Source organism: Pelotomaculum sp. PtaB.Bin117, from assembly GCF_002067195.1.
Classification (GTDB): Bacteria; Bacillota; Desulfotomaculia; order Desulfotomaculales; family Pelotomaculaceae; genus Pelotomaculum_D; species Pelotomaculum_D terephthalicicum.
In genome coordinates, this window is record NZ_MVQM01000166.1 from 51,605 (window position 1) to 73,162 (window position 21,558).

A 21,558-nucleotide genomic window follows, 5' to 3' on the forward strand; every position below is an offset into this window, starting at 1 on the left:
ATTGAAAGATTATCCAGGCGAACTATTGGAACAGTGGGACCAGGAATACATCTGGCATCCCTTTACTCAGATGCAGGAGTACGTGAAAGACAAGCCTCTGGTAATTGAAAGGGGAGAAGGGAGTTATCTCACCGACATTGAGGGAAAACGTTATCTGGACGGGGTGTCCTCTCTTTGGGTGACTGTGCACGGGCATAATAAAAAGGAATTAAACAGCGCCATTGCGGAACAGTTGGATAAAATAGCCCACTCGACGCTCCTGGGGCTTGCCAATGTTCCCGCAATCTTACTGGCAAAGAAGCTGGTGGAAATCACGCCGCCCGGCTTGAATAAGGTTTTTTACTCGGATAGTGGATCCACCGCGGTGGAAATTGCCCTGAAAATGGCTTTCCAATATTGGCAGCAAAAAGATGGCGGGGCTTTCAGCAAGAAAATCAGATACATCTCCATGGGGGAGGCTTACCATGGAGATACCATCGGCTCTGTTAGCGTTGGCGGGATGGAGATGTTTCATGATATATTCAGGCCGCTTCTTTTTGAATGTGTGCATGTGCCCGCTCCTTATTGCTACCGCTGCCCGCTGGGTCTGGCCAAGCCTTCCTGCGGCATGGCCTGCGCTCAGGCTGTGGAAGAGGTAATGAGCAAGAGCCACTGTGGAATCGCCGCCATGATTATTGAGCCTCTTGTGCAGGGAGCCGCGGGGATGATCGTGGCTCCGGAAGGGTATTTGAGAAAGATAAGAGAACTGTGCAGCCGCTATAATATTTTGCTGATTGCCGATGAGGTTGCCGTCGGTTTCGGACGAACGGGCAAAATGTTCGCCTGCAGGCATGAAGACGTGAATCCGGACTTGATGTGTCTGGCCAAGGGCATCACCGGAGGCTACCTGCCCCTGGCCGCCACCCTGGCCACTGATGAAGTATATCAGGCTTTCCTCGGGTCGCACTCAGAACGCAAGACCTTTTTTCACGGTCATACCTATACCGGGAATCCGTTGGCCTGCGCTGCCGCGCTGGCAAATATCAAACTGATTGAGAGTGAAAAAATAATTGACGGGCTGAATGAAAAAGTTTCATTCCTTGAGCAGGGCCTGAAAAGATTTAGCGGCCTCGCCCATGTGGGCGACATCAGGCAAAAGGGTCTGATGGCCGGTATTGAGCTGGTGCAGAATAAAGATACCAAAGAACCCTACCCGTGGGAGGATAATATAGGTCACAAGGTGATTCTGGAGGCCAGAAAAAACGGCCTGGTAATACGCCCTCTGGGCAACATCATCGTATTGATGCCGGTGCTGTCAATGAGCATCCCGGAACTAGGCCGGTTGCTTGATATCACCTACCATGCCATAGTCAAAATAACCGGGGAGGCGGACTGATGTTGATGTTCAGCTCAATAAAATGCAATTTCTAATACGCGCAGGAAGGCCAGGGTATACCCGATAACCAGGATTATAGCGAAAGCGCATAATTCACGCCAGAGTTTTTGACGAACCAGGCGCGGCGCGTCAAAAAGCACTATGGCGACAAGAGATAATATGAGAAGCGTAATGTTTATTAGCATCTGGCAGCCACCTTTACGGCTTGGGTTCAGCCGATTTTGTGATTTTTCCGGTGCGGCGTATCTTCGCGTCTACCGCGATGTTCACTTCCAAGGTGGGGAATATTTCATCCCATTGATCCTCCAACTGTTTCCATTCCCTGGGATACTTCCGCCGCACCGCCTCGCCGAAGCCGAAGATATCCGCATTTAGTTCTTGTGCCTTAATCACGGCGGCGCTAATCTCGTCCTCAATTACTGTCTTTTTTTGCTCCTCAAGTTCTTTTAAGACGATTGGTTTGCTAACATCCATTGTATCCGGCTGCTCTTCACCCAGGTTGCCTTCTTCCCAAACATCAATGTTAATAATTAAATTCCCGTCCGTGATTTCCGGCTTAATTTTACTCTTGGCCCGGATTATCTCGATCGCGGCCAGCTTGTCTTCTTTTTCCGGGGAAGAAACCACAATGATCCCGCTTTTTACTTTTCCGGTAACCCAGAGCAGTCCCCGGCTTTCCTTTTCATCCAGCCAGCCGGTCAATTTATAGTGACGGAAAACGGCTGTCTCCGATACTTTAAGTTCTTTTGGCTGCACTGCCGTTGTTCCGTCCTGATTAGATTTTCCCTCCCCTGCGTTCTCCTCATTTCCTTTACGGAGCACATGGATCACTGTGGCAACCGGGGCGGTGGTCTTGCTCTCCACCGCTTTTAAAAAATCAATGATCTCCGTGGCGGGAGCCTTGCTGTGTGCCATTGTGGTTTTGACCATGCTATCAATGCCGTAGGCCCAAATTTTATTAATTCTCAGTTCAGTTTCCAGAACCTCCTTGGCTTCACCTCCTTTCACAACTATAAGGTAGTCCCGGATGTTTGGCTCATGGTCGCGCTCATAGAAGTCTATGACTTTATCAAGGCCTTCCCTGGCTAGTTCCTCCCCTATAACAAGAACTCTCACTTCTGAAAGAAATAGTTTTTCCCCAACAACCATGGACAGGTTGCGGAAGGCGTCAAAAGCGGTAAAACCTGTGCCGGTGTATACTGTCACCGCATTCATCATGCTACCCCCCCTGGCCAACGGGATGGCTTTGATTTCCCCGGCATCAACGACCTGCACCGTTACCTGTATTTTCCCCTCCTCTTCAGCTTTATCGGCACCGAATCCGGCGACAATTGCCCGGCGGTCCAGTTCCACCCTGTTCCAGCAGCCGGTCACAAAGAGATGCAATATCAAGAAGACAAGAAATAATTTAATTTTCACCGGCCGTTCCCCCTTTACCGCGCAGACAGGCGGCCACCAGCAGAACTAATGGCAAGACTGCTTCGACAAAAACAAAATAAGGCACTAATTTTACCATTTGCTCATATAAATCAGCAATATTCCCCCACAGCACTACCGAAAGCACGGTTAGCAACACACCGGCAGGCAGCACCAGAGCTTTGTACTCTTTTAGATTGAGCCATTGGGCCGTGGCCAATACAAAGCAGTAATAGAATACACTCACTTTTACAAACACGGCGATAACCCACAATAGCAAAAAAAGAGGCTCCACCCTCTCAATCAGTTCGGCCAAGCTGACCAGCCTGGCCGCGAAGATGGCGGGAACCGGTATACGCGCGGCCAACTCGCCCAGGACAGCTATAGTCGAAACAACAGCAAGCAACTCGCACAAGCTGATAACCACAAAGCTTTTGAAAATTATCCCCCTGGTCCGGCGGGTAGTATTAAGATATGGTATAAACATTACCATCACGATAGTTTCCGCGAAATAGACCAAAGCGACATATGTTCCTTTAAACACGGGCAGGATTCCTTTCTCCAGCACAGGTATAAAATTTTTAATTTCCATCTGCGGAAACAGCATTATTGCAAGGATAATCCCAATCGTCAGACTCACGGGCAATATTATTTCGTTCGCCCTGGCTATCACCTCCAGCCCGCTGCGGACAGCATAGGCGGCGGCAAAAATAATACCAATCAAAAAAAACACCAGAGGAGTTTCAGGCATAAAAAAGGTAATTGACAGCTCGCCGAAAAACCTGATCGGGAAGGTATTAAGATAAAGGAAAAAAAGAACGTATAAAAATCCGATGATTTTTCCGGGAATACGTCCGGTCACTATTTCAGCGTACTCGACAATGGTTTTATCGGGAAAACGCATTCCCAGGCTCATTATAATACGTCCGACCACTATGCCGTAGACTGTAAGTAAGAGTATGGAGATCCAACTGTCCTGGGCAGCTTCTTGATATATCATCGAAGGCAGAAACCCAATGGAGGTAGTGGACAGTATCGTTGTGATAACAAGGAAAGCGGCTTGCCTGTTAGATATTCTCCCTTCTTCAAGCATTTACTCATCCACCTTGTACCGGTGCGCCGGTTTCTTCTCCTCGTTCCTGGGTGGACTTGGAGATGAAACTACCCCTGCTCTCCGGGTATTTTTCCAACCGGTAACGCGGGGTCTACCGGTCATTACCCACCATGGGGCGCGGATGAACGTATCCTTCAAGTCACCTGGGCTTAGAGGGGCGGCAGGTGATAGGTAAGGCGCCCCGAAGGAACGCAGGGAGGCCATGTGGGCTAATACCAGGACAAAACCAAGAAACAATCCGAAGAAACCGGCGAACCCGGCTAAAATAGTAAAAAACAGACTTAGAAGAAGGTTGGTGTCGCTTTGTGGGGGGACCACGAAAGAACAAATCCCTGCCAGGGCAATAATTATAACTGCCGGTGCGCTTACCAGCCCGGCCGAAACCACCGCCTCCCCGACCACTAAGGCCCCCACGAGGCTCACCGTCAAGCCCACCGGCCTGGGCAGGCGTACCCCGGCCTCCCGCAGGATCTGAAAGAAAACTCCCATCACCAGAATCTCGCCAATCGCGGGGAAAGGCACTCCCTCCCTGGACGAGGCCATGGAGATGAGCAGGGGTGACGGCAGCACCTCCGGGTTGTAGGCTGTGATGGCCACATAAAGGGCGGGCAGTTCGGCGGTGATAATTACGCATAATAACCTGATCATTCTGAGTAATGAACCTGGTATATACCTTGAGTAATAATCTTCGCTGACCTGGAAAGATTCAATATAAAGATAAGGCACAGTCAGGACAATGGGTGTTCCGTCGGTAAAGATGGCCACCCTTCCTTCCAGGAGCTTTGCCGCCACCTTGTCCGGCCTTTCCGTGTTTCCGACAGTCTGAAATATGGAAAAGGGAGCGTCCTCAATAAATTCTTCCAGATAGCCCGACTCCAGCACGCCGTCAATATCAATTCTCTGCAGGCGCTTTTTCACCTCATCCACTAATTTGGTGTTTACAATCCCCTTGATGTAAGCGACGCAGATGTCGGTTTGGGTTACCCCGCCCACTTGCATACGCTCCAGCCGCAAGTCAGGGCTTTTGATCCTCCGGCGCAGCATGGAGATGTTAACAGAAAGTGCTTCGACAAAACCCTCCCGGGACCCCCTGACTACAGTTTCAGTGTGCGGTTCTTCCACTGATCTGGTTTCAAAACCCGGCAGCTTCAGGATAAGCCCTGTGTCTTCACCGTTGAAGAATAAAACTATGCCGGCTCCGAGAATCCCGTCCAGCACTGTGCGAAAATCGCCGATTTTTTTAACGTCGGCGATACTTAAAACCTTTTCCTTTACCGAGTCGGCCAGGTCCTTACTCCCCGAACCGGGCGAGGGTTCCACATTGTGCATATCTATCATTAAGGCCCGCATCACATTTTCCCGCAGGGCGGTCTCATTGATTAATCCATTTATATAAACTAGCGCCACCCGGGTCCGGCACACGAGCAATTCTCTAACTACAACATCCATGCTGTTGCCCAGAGTATCTCTAATCATATTTAAGTTAACAGCCAGGTCCCTGGAAAGTTTCACGGTACCGGCAGGAGAAGTGCATGTTGAAAAAGATTTGTTTTTTTCCCGGCCGCGCCCAAGGGATAATAATCTTCGGAATACATTTCTGGCCATCACTTTGGTCCTCACCATTCAATAGAAGATAAAGTTATTATCTCCAATAAAAAACTAATTACCCGTTAAATGAGAACTTTACATTATCGTAAAGTATTTGTGGGAATAGGTAAAAAAAGAGGGATTCCTTTTCAATATAAAGGAATCTCTCTTTTTCCCAGTGCGGAAAATATGTACTGATTTTTTACTTACTTTATGATTCCAAACACCCCCAGAAACACTTCCAAAAGGATCAGGAAAACGATGGCAAGTTCCAGGAGTTCTGAGCGCTGGTTAATATTCCTGTTGCTCAGCATGGTATAGCTTTGGGTGATAATGTTGATCTTCCGGTTGATGCTTTCCTCCCAGGCTTTTGTGCGCAAAATTGAAAGTGCGGTTCCGTAAACTCTTGCGTAAAAGACATCCTCGGTTACTTTCAAGGAGTTGTCAATTCTTTCTGTAATTTCTGTGATGTCTACGATCAACTCCATCAACTGGTTCATGATTCGCCGGTAGTGATTCAAACGCCTGAAGCTGGTTAGTTTCTCCGCTTCTTCGATGGCATCGTACATTTTTTCCATTTCGCCGGTCAGCAAGCTGTCGTAATACCTCAATTCGAGCAGCTGTGAATTGGCGAACTCAAGCAGGTCGGGTATGTCGGTGCTCCCGGTAGGGTCATAAACCAGGGCGGAATCCCACGTGATAATAGTAAGATCCTCTAAACCGTAAGAAAAAGAGTTGCGCAGGGTTTCGCGGCGCACTTCTTTGCTGACCGTTTCGGTTTCCGCCAGGAGCAGCGGTACGGGATCCCAGCTTTCATCCCACTCTCTGAAGTAAAAGATGGTAAAATCTTCGACGAATCCGCTAAATGACTCTTTGATCAAGGCATTGGAAAGAATCTTTAGGGTGTTTCTCAGCTGCTTGTATAATAACGGTTCTATCGTTTCTGATTTATTCAGCTCAACTGCAAGATCTCTGACATCTTCATAGCTAATGCCCGACGGCAGCGGTATACGCATAATAATTACAATTACACCGAGATCATATATTCTAGCGGTAAACTGCGCGTCATAAATCCGGTTGCGAAGCGTTACCGGGATTTCACCCAACTCCACCGATACGGGCGGATTTTTAAACTGAATCGACTTAGGTCTAATCCGTGAGAGGCGCATTCTTGATGTCTGGTGTTCCTGGGAAAGGATTTCTTCCACACGGTGCAGCTTGATTTCTTCAGCTGTATCGTACAGACGGTACACCCATACGGAATTGCTCATGATTAAAAACAGAGGGCGACCTCTTCCCGGTCCAGACGTCCCCGGATTGCCCTTACCCTTTCTGCTAGATTGTGGTTGTCACCGGCCGCGCGTTCAATCTGGCGGAGGAGGTCAATTTCCCTCCTGAAGATCGAAAACACGTCTCCCGGTTGAAAAGTTGACATTTCCAATAACTCGTTAAAACTAGCGCCGCTGTACCACGCGTGAGCAAGCGCGCCGGGCAAATCCGACCAAATGCAGAATCTTTCCGGGACGCCCATGCTAAGCAATTCCCACTTTATTTGAGAAGCTTCCCGCAATGCGGGCAGGTCGAGCCAGGTTGCCCGTGTGTTTTTACCGGGTATAAACTCGATGCCCGCTAGAACAGCCGCTATTTCTGCCGGGTCAGCATCTTCAATAATTCCGGAATAGGCCAGTTCAGTAACCAATATTTCCTGTACGTGCAGTTCAAGAGCAAATAAACCGCGCGGGAAAAACTCCCTGTTTTTTACGTAACCCAGTTTTTCCAGAATATCTCGAACTTCGCCATATTCTCTAAAGGTTGAATCGACTTGTTCTGTAACAGCTTTGTATTCTTGGTAAAGCGTGTTTAAATGCATTTTTACCTTGATTAATTTTTCAACGCCTGAACGGCATTTGTTTGAATCCCGGCATTTCCTCGGGCTCAACGAGGCAAGCTGTTTTTTTAGCGATTCTTTTTCCTTGTTCCTGCCGCGCCGGCGGGAATGCTTCAGCCGCCTGTGCGCTCTCGCCCTCTCGATCGGACATTTGAGGGTTAAACTATCATGACAGAGGCCTGATGTTAATTCCAAGACAAGTTCTTTGGATAATTTTATTTGCTCAGCAAGCTCTTTTTCCCTTTTCCTGGTTTGGTATGATTTAAAATTATCGTTTAAAAACCGGTCAATCTCGCTATCAGACTTATATCTTAGTAAACTTAGGACAGTGTTTGGCGAGATAATCAGCCTGCCGGAAACCGGCTCAACAGAATTTTCGTCAAAAAAACCGGTTTGTTCAGGAAAGCGGCTGTCAATGCGAATAATGGCGTGACCGACCTGATCAAAACCGCGCCGTCCCGCCCGTCCGGCCATCTGGTAGAATTCCCTGTTTTGCAGGATGCGGAAATCATGACCGTCCCATTTTCTGGTCGAGTCAAATATGGCGCTGGCAGCAGGGAAATTGACCCCGGCGGCGAAAGTTTCCGTGCAGAACACCACCCAGATTAGACGCTTGGAATAAAGGTTTTCCACCAGGTACTTAACCGGAGGCAGCATGCCGGCGTGATGATAAGCTATTCCCTGATATAACAGCCGCTGCAATATGTGCCAGCCCGCCCCGCTAAATGTACCGGGATATTCAGCTTCGGCGGCGCGGATTATTTCCCCGGCGGCGCTTTTTTCTTCAGGATTAAGAAAATCCCATTCCCGGCTTAAGTCTTGCGCAAGAATTTCAGTGCGTCCCCGGCTGAAAACGAAAAAGAGGGCCGGCAATTTGTCTTGAATCTGTTCAATGATTTCACTACATGACAATTCCTGCAGTTCCGTCTTGCTCACTCCTCCGCCCATTGTCTTCTATTGCGGAATGCTTTTAGGTATTCAGCCAGTTCATCGACCTCTTGCCTTGCCTCGTTCTCTTCAACTATTTGTCCATTTGGCGTTACCCAGCATATTTTCAGGGGCACTTGTCTCTTTTTTTCTTCGATGATAATTACTTTTTCGCGCCGCACCGAGCCAATCCAATCTGCAATTTCCCGGATATTAGGCACCGTTGCGGACAAGCCTAAAAACTTAATGTGCGGCGGGGCGAACAGGATGCTTTCTTCCCACGTGGTGCCCCGTTCGCTGTCATCAAGGTAGTGAATCTCATCAAAAACAACGTATGTTGATTTTTTTAATTGTTCCGGTTCACCAAGACACCAGTTTCTGAATATTTCCGTGGTCATGATTAGCAGCGGCGCGCCGGCATTTACGCTTATATCTCCGGTAACAAGCCCGACAGCGTCCAAACCGAATGTCTCTTTGAAATCCCTGTATTTTTGGTTGGAAAGCGCTTTCAGCGGGGAAGTGTAAACCATTCCATTTCCGGCAGCCATCAGATCTCTGGCCAGTATTTCCGCCACAAGGGTTTTTCCATTGCCGGTAGGCGCCGATAAGAGGACGGAATGACCGGCGCGGAGGGCTTCGACTGCTTCAATTTGAAAACGGTCCAGCTGCAACTGGTGCTGATTGTCCAGCGTGAGTTCCTTGCGCAGCAAAGGCCTTTTCGGGGCAAGGAACTGCTTTTTCCCGCAGCGCCTGGAACCGCTCCCACCGGTTTTTTCGACGGAACTCCAGCCGGATAGGATTTCCGGCAGGCTTTTTTGCAGTTCTTCAATATTTCTTCGAGTGAACAGTTGTCCCGAATTTGCGTCTTTACTGCAATGACCGGCCGGCTCCAGCTTGCCTTCGTTAACCAGGCGTCTGACTTGTCCGGTTGTGATTCCCAACAATACCGCGGCCCGGGGGATTTTTAACTTTTCATGTTTTTGGGATAAGTCTCGCAGCAGGGGGCTGTTCATTTTTAGTTGCTCAACATCATTGCGCCACATTCGCCTCTTGCCGTCAAGATAAAAAGCTTCAATGTTATTGTTCTGAATTAACTGATTTAAGATTTCTTCCTCCACACCAAGAAAATTTAAAGTTTCCTTTTCACCCATGGAAATTGTTTTTAAAAAAGCCGGGGCGCTAATTCGAGCCGGTGGGTCAAAGTATCGTCCGGTAATATCCACGAGTTGGTCTGTTACAATGTCACCGGGGAATTCCCGGCGCAGGCAAAAGTATTCCTTACCGTTTAATACAGCGTTAACCGTATGTTTGTCAGCTATACTCTGAAATATGCTTTTATTCATCTCCAGCTCTTCTAAAGTAAAAAACGGTGACGGCAGGGAGTTTAAAGTGTCGTTGCACAGCTTCAGCTGCCGGCGCCGTTCCAGTTCTGTTCTGCCTGCGGGAGAATCGCTGGTTGTGAGCAGAGCGTGGGGAAGTCTGATTAACTTGCCCTGACTGTCTCCAGCCGTTATTATTGCTCTAATGTTTTTATGTTTCTGAAAAATACGGAGAAGATCCGACAGGCGCCGGGGCTTCTCCCGGACATATTCGTAAAAATATTCCCTCGCGCCGCTGCTGTCGGGTAAGGTATACCGTCCGTCCGGCAAACGGGCGAACCGCCGCCAAGTTTGCGAAGAAATATTTTCGATGCCTGTCGCCGCTGTTATCTGCAGGCGAGAGCGCGGTTGCCCGTCAGACAGCAGTTCTGTTATGGATTTTACCTGATTGTGGTCAAGCTGGTCATCAAGTAATATCTCTTGAGCAGGACTATATTTTTTCAGTTCCTTAAGGATTTTCGGTAAGCTGTTTCTCATTTGCCCACGCCCGGTATGCCAGGTTGCACCCCCCGCCGGAGTATCGATCTCTTTATTGCCGATCAGCCACCCGGCTCTTGTTTTAAGCCGCCCAATCCTGATCTCTTCTTTTTCAATAAGTGAGCTGAGTGCTCCTGCAAGAGCGTCAAATTCGCAATTGCACTTGGAATATACCTCTTCCAGGGACAAGATTTCATTCTCTCTGAGCAGGTCCAGCAGCAAATCAATCGCCTGCTTTGTTTTATTGTTTGCCAAACCTATAAAACACCTCTTAACCAGCTTTACTCATATTATTTGTAGTCTAGCACATCTCATGCCAAAATAACAATAAAATTACTAATTTCATAAAAATAATAGCTCTTTCCTAAATTTATTATTATATAGTATGATTATAAAAATAATTAAATCAAAACGGGTGGAATTTATGGAAGCAAGAGATTTGCTTGGCAAACTGCGCAAAAAGATTGATGCGATTGATTTTGAAATTTTAAAATTAGTAAATCAAAGAATGGAACACACATTACGTACAAGAAAGCTGAAGGCAAATATAGCGGACCCCGGCAGGGAACAGGAGATAATGGCCGGCATACGGCGCCGTTCAAATGCTCTAGTCGGCCCTGATTTTTCTGAGCATTTATTTAAAGTAATTATCAATGAAAGTAAGCTGTTGCAACAAAAAGAGCTAAAACTTATTGGCTTTCAGGGTGAGCATGGAGCATATGGTGAGGTTGCGATAAGAATTGTGGACCAAAGTCTGCTGCCTATTCCATGTTTAGAATTTGTTGATGTTTTTGATGAGGTGGTTAACGGACAGCTTGATTTTGGCATTGTTCCCGTGGAAAACTCGCTAGAGGGCGCGGTTACACAGGTTAATGACCTGCTGGTAGAAGCAGATGTGCAAAATATCAAAATTGTCGGCGAAGTGAAAATACCAATTCACCATTGCTTGCTGGCTTTGCCGGGTACGGATTATCGTGAAATAAAAGTAGTGTATTCGCATCCTCAAGCGTTGGCGCAATGCCGCGGGTTTCTTTCCGGGAATAAGCTGGACTCCATGCCGTATTACGATACCGCCGGAGCGGCAATGATGCTGTCAAAAGAAAAGCCAAGGGCAGCTGCCGCGATTGCCAGCAAGCTTTGCGCAGAATTGTATAATTTGGAGGTCCTTTTCGAAAATATAGAAGATAATGAGACTAACGCCACCAGATTTTTGCTCATATCCAATAAAGAAAGCAATAAAGCCGGCAATAAATGTTCAATTGTATTTTCAACGGAACATAAGGCGGGCGCGTTGTTCAATATCTTGAAAATTTTTTCAGACGCCGGTTTGAATCTGACCAGAATTGAATCAAGGCCTATGCGTAATGACCCTGGGAAATATGCTTTTCTGCTTGATTTTTTAGGCTCTAATCGTGAACAAAAGGTTGTCGAAACTTTCGAGAAAGTAAAAAAGGAGACAGCTATTTTTAAGTTTCTGGGTTGTTATAGTGAATTATGAGTCCATGCTGAAATTATCTGCAGTGATTTGCTGACAGCCCAAAAACCTTATGCGTTCGGACAGAAGGAAAATGACTGGCTGTGGTCGAATTATTACCTCTTAGGGAGGGGACAAAATGCCGAACTTTAATATTAGCGATGAGTATCTGAGGCTAATCAAAGTTGTTTCAGAGAAAAATAATATAAGTCAGGATGAAGTAGTGGAAACAGCTCTGGAAATGTTTTTGAAGATGTATTTTATACGTTTTGACATGTACCCTGAATTGGAAACTGTCCAGCGTGAGTTCGGCAATCATGAGCTGGATGCCGAACAGGTTAGAGAGAAGATCAATAACGACAAAACAATGGTTGATACAGCCATAGCGGAGGCAGAACGTCTGGGTTTAATTTAGCATTATTTTATAGATATTTATACGCCGGTTGTTTTCAGATTTATTAAATTTATGTTAAAATAGCAATGTTGAGTTTGGAGAGATAATCCTGCAATGAGAAAAAGGGGAGGGATAGTTGTGAAACTTTTGATTATGGGACCGCCGGGAGCAGGTAAAGGAACTCAAGCGGAGGGGCTGGTTAAAAATCTGCAAATTACTCATGTGTCTACGGGTGATATGTTCCGTGCAGCAATCAAGGAAGGTACCGACATGGGTAAAAAGGCCAAGGAATATATGGACAAAGGTGAATTAGTGCCTGATTCCGTGGTGGTAGGTATGGTTAAAGACCGCATTTCTCAACCCGATTGCGCCAAAGGTTTTCTGTTGGATGGCTTTCCCCGGACGGTCGCCCAGGCCGAAGCGCTTGATCAGACCTTCAAGGAATTAGGTATTAAAGCAGATGGTGTGATTAATATTGACGTGCCCAGGGAAAGATTAATGGCCCGCCTGACCGGACGCCGTATTTGCCGTTCCTGTGGCGCCAGCTACCATGTTATCTTCAATAAACCTGCGGAGGAAGGAAAGTGCAACTGCGGCGGTGAGCTCTACCAGCGCAGCGACGACAATGAGGTGGCGGTAGGCAACAGGCTTGATATATATGAAGCCCAGACACAGCCGTTGATTGACTACTATGCAAAACAAAACCTTCTCAAGAACATTAATGGAGACCAGGATATTAAGAACGTTTTGGCGGATGTTCTCGCGAGTGTGCGCTAACCCGGTTTAATAAAGCCTCCCGGAAAACTTCGGGAGGCTTTTTGTCAGTGGTGAGAGAGAGTAACAGGAGGGGGCGCTGTTGGAAGCTAAAAAAGTACCTCAGGTGGATTTTGCCGTCATTGGCGGGTCAAGCACTTTTTCAATAAACTTCCCCGAAGATTTACAGCGGGGCGACACACGGATTATCGCCGACGCTCTGACGTTTGAAACGCCGTATGGGGTGAGCCCTCCTCTGAAATTATTCATGTTAGATAAAAAGAAGATCATAACAGTGAAAATGCACGGGTGGAGAGGCGGTATTGCCAGGGCGGATGCTTCACGCCAGGTATTTTGGGTGTTTCGCGAAGCAGGTGTGAAAAAAATAGTGTCGGAGGGCGGGGTCGGATCGATTAACCGGCTTTTGCGGCCGCGTGACCTAATAGTCCCCACCGACTATCTTGATTTTTCCATGCGTAAAGATGTAAGCCTGGGCGGAGCTTTTTTATTGACCATGCGCAAGTCGGTTTGTCCCGGCATAAGAAGGGAATTAGTGCGGAGTGCCGAGGCGGAAGCAGTCGGCAGGGTTTTTGACCGGGGTGTCTACGCCGTAACAGATGGCAGGCATTTTGAAAGCCCCGCTGAAGTAGAGATGCTTTACCGGCTGGGCGCGGATATCGTAGGGCAAAGCATGTGCCCGGAGGTTTATTTGGCGCGAGAAATCGGCGCTTGCTACGGGCGTATGGATATGGTGGTAAATTACGCTGAAGGTGTCATCAAAGAGTGGGATTACGAAGAAATGGCCGGTATTTTTTACGGTGAGCCCGGTAAAATCGGCAGCATTATCCTAAATACCCTGGCCCGGATTGAGCCGGAGCAGTCGTGCGGATGCACGCAATATAGAAAACCCAGTCTGCTAAAAGAGAAAACATAATATACCAGGAAAGTTTACACTCTGCGAACATATATTTTAGATAAAAGTGAATAAGGGGGTATGAGTAAACAGTATCTTGGTAAAGAGCGGAATGAGCTGGATTGGTGTTGACAAACCTTGGATAAACGGCGGGGACAGCAAATAGCTGCCCCTTTTCAATTTTTTATGGAGCTGCGGGATACAATATATTAAAGAACCGTAAAGGGTGATTTTTTGGATAACGATGAAAAACGGTTGTTAAAGATTCTTCAAGATAAAATAAACAATCTGTCCGTGAGCATCGAGAAGATGAAACTTGCCGAGTACGTGAGTCTTCTTGAACATCCATGGCGCTTGATGTATATAAATTTTATCGCCGGGCTGGCCAGGGGGGTTGGCATAGCTATCGGTTTTACTATCCTGGGCGCTGTTGTTTTATATTTCTTGCGTATTTTGGTTATGCTTAATTTGCCTTTAATAGGTGATTTTATCGCTGAGATAGTGAGACTGGTCTACCTAAAGGTAGGTACATAAAATGCGCGATTAAATGCACGGAGGTAATATGATGCAGGAAAAACAATATGCACAAATTAAAGGTAAGCTTGAAGATTTAAAGCAAAACCTGGAGGACCGCATTAAATATCTTGATGAGCAAGGATTAAGCGTCCCGCTGGGTGATTCTGTCGGTGAACTGTCCACTTACGATAATCACCCGGCGGACATTGGTTCTGAGGTTTTTGAACGGAGCAAGGACTTTGCCTTGCGTGAAAATGCCGCAATAACATTAGCGGCGGTAAATGAGGCTATAGAAAAGATTAACAATGGCACTTACGGTATTTGTGACGTTTGTGGTGAAAAAATTCAAAAAGAACGGCTCGAAGCTGTTCCTTACACTACTAAATGCCGGGATTGTAAAGAAGCAGAAGAGGCGCTTCCCGACCAGAATATTCGTCCTGTTGAAGAGGAAGTTTTAGGCAAGCCTTTTGCCAGGACTTTTACGGATGATCCTGAAGCCGTAGGATATGACGGTGAAGATGCCTGGCGGGAAGTAGCCCATTATAGCGAAACAAACGAAGAGTGGGCGAGAGGTGGGACTTATTACGGGTATTCCACGTATAACCCTAATGAAGAGGGGGGGACGGAAGATGTTGATGAAATTCCTTACGAAGTAGGCGACGACGGGGTCTTTTATAAAAGCTTCGCTGGGTCAGATGATGAAGATTCCCCGGCAGAGAAAATTGATGCAGGTAAAGATGAGTAAAAATTACATTTTCATCACTTTTTTACCAGTTGCTAGGTTTTATTTAATTATAAACAATTATTTGGTATAATTAATTATCTAGCTTAATGAAGAATGGAAGAAGAGGCGTGAGTAAACAAATTTTTACAGTCCGGGCGCATGTAATAATCAGCGGGAAGGTGCAGGATGTATATTACCGGGCTAAAGCACGGGAGCAAGCTTTAACCTTGAAATTGTCAGGTTGGATAAAAAACATGCCGGATGGCAGAGTTGAAGGCATTTTTGAAGGTGGACGGGAAGGCGTTGATAAAATGATTGACTGGTGCCGTCAAGGACCTGCAAGGGCAGTTGTTACAGGTTTAGAAATAAAATGGGAAGAGCCGCTGGGCGATTTTTCAGGTTTTATGATCTCTCCTACCAGGGCATAAACTATGCTGGAAATATATAAAATACCGGTTCATACACCTTATCCTGTCGGACCTGTAAACTCATATTTAGTGAAAAACCAGCCCTACACTCTGATTGATCCGGGTCCGGAAACAGCGGAGGCGAAACAATCACTTGCGGAGGGGTTAACTTCCCTGGGTGTCGATTTGAAAGACATTTCCAGAGTTATATTGACCCACAGTCATTCAGACCATAGCGGTTTGGCGCGCTGGTTGAACGAAATTGCCGGGGCGCGGATCTATGTTCATCAATTTGAGATCCGCAAGCTGACCCTTGATTACGATTTTTATCAGGAACGGCTTTCTTTTTTTCAGGAGGCCGGTATGCCGACAGAAGCGTTGAAAGAAATATTGAATGATTCTGACCCTGTCGGAAAACCTGTGCTGCCTGATACGGGCGTAACAATATTATCCGGCGGAGAGGCATTAAGGTTTGAAGGCGGAGCACTTTTGACTATGCACATGCCCGGTCACTCCGACGGTCACATCTGTCTGTATGATCAGGAAGGGATGTGCTTACTGGCCGGCGATTTCATCCTCAAACATATTACACCAAATCCGAACATGGAGCCTGATCCAATTAATTTCACCGCGAGATTGCCGACTCTCAATCAGTATCTCGGCGGATTGGATCTTTTGGAGAACCTTAATCCACGTCTTATTTTGCCAGGCCATGGAAATAATATTGACAATAGCCGGGAAGCGGTAAAAAAAGCCAGAGAGCATCACAGGGAGCGGTTAAAAGCGTTAACGTCCGTTCTGGAAAATAACAGTATCAGTGTCTACCAGTTAATGAGGTTTTATTACCCGCAAATAAAAGGTTTTGAAATCTACCTTGGCATTTCTGAAGTATTTGCCCATGTGGATCATCTGCTGGCGGAGGATAGGATAATTAAGAGGAAATCTAGCGGAGTATCTTTATTCAAAAAAAAATCAGGTTGTTCAAGCGGTTAACTTGACCTCACGACACAAGTAAAAGGAGGTCATAAATTGAAATTAAAGTTATTTGCCGCCATTTTAGCAGGGAAAACGGTATTTTGGCTCAGCCGGCTGCGGGGCAATAAAGGCACTTCGCTGCCCGGTCTGGTTGCACGCAAGTTTTATGGTGACTCATTGCGTGTCCTGGCTGCCCAGGTGCGTAAAGAGATAATTGTGGTCAGCGGCACCAACGGTAAGACAACAACCTGCAATATGATTGTGGGAATGCTAATGGACGCCGGTTACGATACTATTGCCAACCGGGAAGGGGCAAACATGATTACCGGTGTTACTACAAGCTTTATCCTGAGCGCAGATATGGGAGGAAATATTGACTGCGACTATGCCGTCCTTGAGGTGGACGAAGCGTCAATGCCCAAGGTGCTGGCGGAAGTAACCCCCAGTGTGGTGGTCTTGACGAATTTCTTCCGCGATCAGCTGGACCGTTATTGGGAGTTGGACAAAATTATCAGGGTAATCCGTGACGCTCTGTCAACACTTAAGCGCGCCACTCTTGTATTAAACGCTGATGATCCATTAGTGTCGCAATTTAGTGATAATAAATTACTGCCTTCAGTATTTTACGGGTTGGGTAAACACCAGCGCTGTATCAAAACCAATTCCCAGACCAGGGAAGCTAAGTTTTGTCCTTATTGCGGAGAGCAGCTTATTTATGATTATTTTCATTACGGGCAGCTGGGTAAATACCGTTGCCCCAACTGTTATTTTGAAAGACCCGACCCTTTTGTGGAGGTGCTGGAAACGGTGACTACCAAAAAAGGAATGGAATGCCGTCTTATTTATGACAACAAGGATGTGTTATTGAACATCCGAGCGCGAGGCTTGTACAATGTATATAACGCCATGGCGGCTTTATCGGTGGGACTGCGTTTAGGAGTTGACGTTGATATTGTTTTGGAAAGCCTTGGTAAGTACCGCACTGTAACCGGCCGGATGGAAAGTTATGTCTATCATGATAAGCCGGCTTTCTTGATTTTAGTAAAAAACCCCACCGGCTTTAATGAAGCAATTGCTACCTTGGCTGCTGCCGAAGGAGCAAAAGATGTTTTCATCGCCATTAACGATAATGAGGCTGACGGGCTTGACATTTCCTGGTTGTGGGATGTGGATTTTGAATTGCTGGGCGAAGAAAGCAGTTCTTACTTATGCTTTATCTGCTCCGGCCAAAGGGGTGAGGAAATTGCGCTCCGGCTGAAATACGCGGGTATCCCGCCTGGAAAGATTACCATTGACCGGAACATCAAGACGGCTATAGGCAATGCGCTGTCGGGGCGTGCGGGCAGCACTTATCTGTTTACCACCTACACCGCCCTATGGCCCGTTCATAAAATAATTAAACGCCTGGCTACTGAGGAGATTGCTGATGATCAATGTTTGTCATCTGTATCCGGACTTGCTGAATCTGTACGGAGACCGCGGTAATATAATTGCCGTTAAACGGCGTTGCCAGTGGCGTGGCATACCTGTTTCAGTACTCGAGGTAAGCCTGAATGACGATGTTGACTTTATGGAACAAGATTTTGTTTTTATAGGCGGCGGGTCGGACCGCGAGCAAAACTTGATAGCGGCAGACCTGTTAAAACGTAAAAAAGAATTAATCAAAGCTATTGAGAATGGTCTGGTGATTCTGGCAATCTGCGGTGGATATCAGTTGCTGGGGAAATATTACCTGGCTGGTGACGGTGAAAAAATACCAGGACTGGGCATCATGGATTTTTATACCCGCTCCGGTGATAAACGGCTGGTGGGAAATGTGGCGGTTGAGATTGATATTGAGGGTTTTAAGCTGAAGGCGGCCGGTTTTGAGAACCATTCCGGACAAACTTACCTGGGTAATTGCAAGCCTCTTGGCAAGGTTCTTGCCGGCAACGGCAACAACGGGAAAGATGGTCTGGAAGGCGCCAGATATAAAAATGTTTTTTGTTCTTATCTGCATGGCCCCCTGTTGCCAAAAAACGCCAGACTTACAGACTATTTAATAAACCTCGCCATAAAGAGGAGATGTATGAACATTGCTCTTGACCCGCTGGAAGCCGATATTGAAGACCAGGCTTGTCTGGCAATGCTTGGCAGGTTGGGCTTCGGGAAAATCACAAATTAGTTGATGTTATGATGCTGTTTAGTATAATAGTATCATACTGGAAGAGAGGTGATGTGACTTGATGTCAAGTAAGAGCGGAAAAACTAGAGTTGCCTGCGTGCTGCTGAGTTTGTTTTTATTATTATTGACTGTAGCGGCATGTAAACCCCAAGCCGCCAATCAACCAAGCGGGGAGCAAGAGCAGGGTGCGCCCCCGTCTCAAGGTGCACTGTCCCAAAATGATCAAAAAACAAATTTGACGGTATACTATGTCAAAATCACTGCTGATGACGCCTGCCTTGTCCGGGAAACGCACCAAGTTCCCTACACCGAGGAAGTTATCAAAGCGGCGCTGGAAGAGTTGATTAACGCCGACCCCGTTACGCCCGGCGCGGCACGGGTGTTGCCGGCGGGAACAAAGATCCGGGGGGTATCCATAAAGGACGGTTTAGCGACGGTGGATTTTTCCCGGGATGTGCTTCATGCTAGCGTAGGGGCTGCAGGTGAAGAACTGGGGATTCAGAGTATTGTAAATACTGTCACTGAATTTCCAGGTGTGCAGAAGGTATCTTTCCAGGTGGAGGGAACACTGGATCAGGAAGCAAAAAATTGGTGGGGGCATGTAGGATTATATGCACAACCTTTCGTTAGAGATGTTACAAAAGTAAAGGAACAGAAATGAGCCAGCTGTCTGGGTGACCAGCCCGGCGCCAATATTAAAACCCAAATGATCTTTATGCCACAAATTTCATGTGGCTTTTTTTATTGTTCATAATATCTCTAATAATAGTTTTAATTGATGAATACCATAATTTATAGCGTTTTTGCTGCCGACTGCTACCATTCTTCTTTTTGATAGCGTTGCATATAATGTATTATTCATGCAAAATTAGACCTAACATGGAAAGCAGTAGAAGGACTGGATGAATTAGGAAGGAGTGAAACGATGGATTTTATTAGACGCTTGGAAGAATACCGCTCCTTAGAAAGACAGCTTGCCTGGGAAGGGACATTCCAGGATTACCTTGAGGTTTTAAAAGAAAGGCCTTTTGTATCCCAACTTGCCCACTCCAGGATTTATAAAATGATCAGGTCCGCCGGAATAGAAGAAAAAGATGGCACTAAGCAATACAATTTTTTTTCCGCGGAAATATTCGGACTTGATAAAACACTGGAAAAGCTTGTAGAGGAGTATTTCCATCCGGCGGCGCGCCGTTTAGATGTGCGAAAGCGTATCTTGCTTCTAATGGGACCGGTGAGTGGGGGTAAATCAACCTTGGTGGCCATGCTGAAAAGGGGGTTGGAGAAATATAGCCGCACCGATGAAGGAGCTGTCTACGGTATTAAAGGATGTCCGATGCATGAGGAGCCCTTGCATTTGATCCCAAAAGAGTTAAGAGAAGATTTTCAAAAGGAGTATGATGTTTACATCGAAGGTGAACTGTGTCCATCATGCCGGCTTATGGTAGAAAACAAGTATTCCGGCAATATTGAAAATGTTCCTGTGGAAAGGGTGTTTTTATCTGAAGACGACCGGGTTGGCATTGGCACGTTCACTCCTTCAGATCCTAAATCTCAGGACATAGCCGACTTAACCGGCAGCCTTGATTTTTCCACCATAGCCGACTATGGTTCGGAGTCGGATCCGCGCGCCTACCGCTTTGACGGTGAATTAAACATAGCCAACAGAGGTATGATGGAATTCCAGGAGATGCTTAAATGTGACGAAAAGTTTTTATGGAACCTCCTCAGCCTCTCCCAGGAAGGGAACTTTAAGGCCGGCCGTTTTGCGTTGATCTATGCGGATGAAATGATAGTGGCGCACACTAATGAGAATGAATATAAAACGTTTATCAGCAACAAGAAAAATGAAGCCCTGCAATCGCGGATCATTGTCATGAAAATACCCTATAATTTGAAAGTCAGCGATGAAGTGAAGATATACGAAAAATTAATCAGACAAAGCGACTTGCGAAATATTCACATCGCACCCCATGCCTTGCGCATAGCCAGCATTTTCTCCGTATTATCCCGCATGAAAGAATCAAAAAAACAGGGTATGGACCTGGTTAAAAAAATGAAACTCTATGACGGAGAAGATGTGGAAGGGTTTAAGCAAAAAGATTTACATGAACTTCATTCAGAAGCTATCGACGAGGGCATGAGCGGCGTCGATCCCCGCTATGTAATCAACCGCCTTTCATCTGCGCTGATTCGCAGTGCAACTCAATGCATTAATCCGTTAGACGTACTGCGCGCTTTGAAAGAGGGGCTGGATCAGCATCCGTCGATAACAAAAGAAGAACGGGACCGCTTGTTGAATTTTATCTCGGTGGCCCGGAAAGAGTATGACGAAATGGCTAAAAAGGAAGTGCAGAAGGCGTTTGTTTACTCCTACGAAGAATCCGCCAAAGTCTTGTTTAATAACTATCTGGATAACGTGGAGGCTTATTGCAACGGCTTGAAGTTAAAAGATCCCATTACTGACGAGGAATTAGATCCGGATGAGAAACTGATGCGCTCAATAGAAGAACAAATAGGCGTTTCTGAAGGCGCCAAGAAAGCATTCCGGGAAGAAATACTAATCAGGCTTTCCAGCTACGCCCGCAAGAACAAACGCTTCGAGTACAGTTCCCACGAACGTTTGCGGGAAGCCATCGAAAAAAAACTTTTTGCCGATCTAAAAGATGTGGTTAAAATCACTACTTCCACCAAGACGCCTGACGCTGAACAGCTGAAGCGGGTAAACGAGGTCAGCGCCAGACTGATAGCGGAGCACGGGTATTGTCCGACCTGCGCTAATGAGTTGTTAAAATACGTCGGCAGTTTGCTTAACCGTTAAGAACAGGTTAATTAACATATTAAGAAAGCTTTGTGAATATAAAGTTCCTATCAATAATCAAGATTTTTAGCGAATAATGCGTTATCTGCTGAATTAAGGGATATCAGAACAATGGTAAGCTGTCTAAAGCCGGAAGTCAAACTTACCGGCTTTTAGATATATTAATCAAGTTAACAATTTTTATTGACGCGTTACATTTATTAACTATTTATTCATATAATGTTATACCAACAGCTGAAAGTGTGCTGATTAAC

At 46.4% G+C, this 21,558-nt stretch carries 20 protein-coding genes; 13 read left to right on the top strand and 7 right to left on the bottom strand.

What is annotated here, in order from left to right:
* Position 1 precedes the first annotated feature (1 nt).
* Positions 2 to 1,375, top strand: coding sequence for an adenosylmethionine--8-amino-7-oxononanoate transaminase (gene bioA, locus A4E54_RS13005; protein WP_240083868.1), 1,374 nt, complete (start codon positions 2 to 4; stop codon positions 1,373 to 1,375).
* A gap of 14 nt (positions 1,376 to 1,389) precedes the next feature.
* On the opposite strand, the gene A4E54_RS13010 is transcribed toward bioA, so the two are convergent.
* The 7 genes from A4E54_RS13010 to A4E54_RS13040 form a co-directional block, all read right to left on the bottom strand.
* Complete coding sequence (locus A4E54_RS13010; protein WP_240083869.1) at positions 1,390 to 1,560, bottom strand: hypothetical protein; 171 nt, start codon at positions 1,558 to 1,560, stop codon at positions 1,390 to 1,392.
* A gap of 13 nt (positions 1,561 to 1,573) precedes the next feature.
* The gene (locus A4E54_RS13015) at positions 1,574 to 2,794 is read right to left on the bottom strand and encodes a Ger(x)C family spore germination protein (protein WP_240083870.1); all 1,221 of its coding nucleotides are present in this window, start codon (positions 2,792 to 2,794) and stop codon (positions 1,574 to 1,576) included.
* Positions 2,784 to 3,884, bottom strand: a complete 1,101-nt coding sequence (locus A4E54_RS13020) for a GerAB/ArcD/ProY family transporter (RefSeq protein ID WP_240083871.1) — start codon at positions 3,882 to 3,884, stop codon at positions 2,784 to 2,786. Before A4E54_RS13020 ends, A4E54_RS13015 begins: the two co-directional genes overlap by 11 nt.
* A complete protein-coding gene (locus tag A4E54_RS13025; RefSeq protein WP_240083872.1) occupies positions 3,885 to 5,510 on the bottom strand; it encodes a spore germination protein in 1,626 nt (541 codons plus the stop codon). It abuts the gene before it with no gap.
* A gap of 188 nt (positions 5,511 to 5,698) precedes the next feature.
* Complete coding sequence (locus tag A4E54_RS13030; protein WP_286726355.1) at positions 5,699 to 6,745, bottom strand: hypothetical protein; 1,047 nt, start codon at positions 6,743 to 6,745, stop codon at positions 5,699 to 5,701.
* A 20-nt stretch (positions 6,746 to 6,765) separates the two neighbouring features.
* The gene (locus A4E54_RS13035; RefSeq protein ID WP_286726356.1) at positions 6,766 to 8,316 is read right to left on the bottom strand and encodes a helicase-related protein; all 1,551 of its coding nucleotides are present in this window, start codon (positions 8,314 to 8,316) and stop codon (positions 6,766 to 6,768) included.
* Complete coding sequence (locus A4E54_RS13040; RefSeq protein ID WP_240083875.1) at positions 8,313 to 10,418, bottom strand: DEAD/DEAH box helicase; 2,106 nt, start codon at positions 10,416 to 10,418, stop codon at positions 8,313 to 8,315. Before A4E54_RS13040 ends, A4E54_RS13035 begins: the two co-directional genes overlap by 4 nt.
* A gap of 169 nt (positions 10,419 to 10,587) precedes the next feature.
* On the opposite strand from A4E54_RS13040, the gene pheA reads away from it, so the two are divergent.
* The 12 genes from pheA to A4E54_RS13100 all read left to right on the top strand — a co-directional run bounded on the left by pheA (position 10,588) and on the right by A4E54_RS13100 (position 21,304).
* On the top strand, positions 10,588 to 11,661 hold the full coding sequence (gene pheA, locus A4E54_RS13045) for a prephenate dehydratase (protein ID WP_286726357.1): 1,074 nt from the start codon (positions 10,588 to 10,590) through the stop codon (positions 11,659 to 11,661).
* Positions 11,662 to 11,776: 115 nt separating this feature from the next.
* Complete coding sequence (locus tag A4E54_RS13050; RefSeq protein WP_240083877.1) at positions 11,777 to 12,052, top strand: hypothetical protein; 276 nt, start codon at positions 11,777 to 11,779, stop codon at positions 12,050 to 12,052.
* Between the two features lie 117 nt (positions 12,053 to 12,169).
* Entirely contained in the window at positions 12,170 to 12,808 is a 639-nt protein-coding gene (locus A4E54_RS13055; protein WP_286726358.1) for an adenylate kinase, read from the top strand.
* 79 nt (positions 12,809 to 12,887) lie between these two features.
* Positions 12,888 to 13,718, top strand: coding sequence for an MTAP family purine nucleoside phosphorylase (locus tag A4E54_RS13060; protein WP_240083879.1), 831 nt, complete (start codon positions 12,888 to 12,890; stop codon positions 13,716 to 13,718).
* Between the two features lie 213 nt (positions 13,719 to 13,931).
* A complete protein-coding gene (locus A4E54_RS13065; RefSeq protein WP_240083880.1) occupies positions 13,932 to 14,231 on the top strand; it encodes a DUF5665 domain-containing protein in 300 nt (99 codons plus the stop codon).
* 28 nt (positions 14,232 to 14,259) lie between these two features.
* A complete protein-coding gene (locus tag A4E54_RS13070; protein ID WP_286726360.1) occupies positions 14,260 to 14,958 on the top strand; it encodes a TraR/DksA C4-type zinc finger protein in 699 nt (232 codons plus the stop codon).
* A 107-nt stretch (positions 14,959 to 15,065) separates the two neighbouring features.
* Entirely contained in the window at positions 15,066 to 15,365 is a 300-nt protein-coding gene (locus A4E54_RS13075; RefSeq protein WP_286726361.1) for an acylphosphatase, read from the top strand.
* A 3-nt stretch (positions 15,366 to 15,368) separates the two neighbouring features.
* Positions 15,369 to 16,337 (top strand): MBL fold metallo-hydrolase, encoded by a 969-nt coding sequence (locus tag A4E54_RS13080; protein WP_286726363.1) that lies wholly within the window; start codon positions 15,369 to 15,371, stop codon positions 16,335 to 16,337.
* 36 nt (positions 16,338 to 16,373) lie between these two features.
* A complete protein-coding gene (locus tag A4E54_RS13085; protein ID WP_240083884.1) occupies positions 16,374 to 17,804 on the top strand; it encodes a Mur ligase family protein in 1,431 nt (476 codons plus the stop codon).
* A complete protein-coding gene (locus A4E54_RS13090; protein WP_240083885.1) occupies positions 17,746 to 18,483 on the top strand; it encodes a type 1 glutamine amidotransferase in 738 nt (245 codons plus the stop codon). Before A4E54_RS13085 ends, A4E54_RS13090 begins: the two co-directional genes overlap by 59 nt.
* Positions 18,484 to 18,544: 61 nt before the next feature.
* Positions 18,545 to 19,144 carry a GerMN domain-containing protein gene (locus tag A4E54_RS13095; RefSeq protein WP_240083886.1) on the top strand — a complete coding sequence of 200 codons (600 nt, stop codon included), beginning with the start codon at positions 18,545 to 18,547 and terminating at the stop codon, positions 19,142 to 19,144.
* Between the two features lie 264 nt (positions 19,145 to 19,408).
* The gene (locus A4E54_RS13100) at positions 19,409 to 21,304 is read left to right on the top strand and encodes a PrkA family serine protein kinase (protein ID WP_240083887.1); all 1,896 of its coding nucleotides are present in this window, start codon (positions 19,409 to 19,411) and stop codon (positions 21,302 to 21,304) included.
* The last annotated feature ends 254 nt before the right edge of the window (positions 21,305 to 21,558 follow it).

What these genes read in the sequence shown, in the direction of transcription:
- A4E54_RS13020 (WP_240083871.1), bottom strand. Translation starts at nt 3,884, where the DNA reads ATGCTTGAAGAAGGGAGAATATCTAACAGGCAAGCCGCTTTCCTTGTT.
- A4E54_RS13025 (WP_240083872.1), bottom strand. Translation starts at nt 5,510, where the DNA reads ATGGCCAGAAATGTATTCCGAAGATTATTATCCCTTGGGCGCGGCCGG.
- A4E54_RS13050 (WP_240083877.1), top strand. Translation starts at nt 11,777, where the DNA reads ATGCCGAACTTTAATATTAGCGATGAGTATCTGAGGCTAATCAAAGTT.
- pheA (WP_286726357.1), top strand. Translation starts at nt 10,588, where the DNA reads ATGGAAGCAAGAGATTTGCTTGGCAAACTGCGCAAAAAGATTGATGCG.
- A4E54_RS13100 (WP_240083887.1), top strand. Translation starts at nt 19,409, where the DNA reads ATGGATTTTATTAGACGCTTGGAAGAATACCGCTCCTTAGAAAGACAG.
- A4E54_RS13010 (WP_240083869.1), bottom strand. Translation starts at nt 1,560, where the DNA reads ATGCTAATAAACATTACGCTTCTCATATTATCTCTTGTCGCCATAGTG.
- A4E54_RS13080 (WP_286726363.1), top strand. Translation starts at nt 15,369, where the DNA reads ATGCTGGAAATATATAAAATACCGGTTCATACACCTTATCCTGTCGGA.
- A4E54_RS13090 (WP_240083885.1), top strand. Translation starts at nt 17,746, where the DNA reads ATGATCAATGTTTGTCATCTGTATCCGGACTTGCTGAATCTGTACGGA.
- A4E54_RS13095 (WP_240083886.1), top strand. Translation starts at nt 18,545, where the DNA reads ATGTCAAGTAAGAGCGGAAAAACTAGAGTTGCCTGCGTGCTGCTGAGT.
- A4E54_RS13070 (WP_286726360.1), top strand. Translation starts at nt 14,260, where the DNA reads ATGATGCAGGAAAAACAATATGCACAAATTAAAGGTAAGCTTGAAGAT.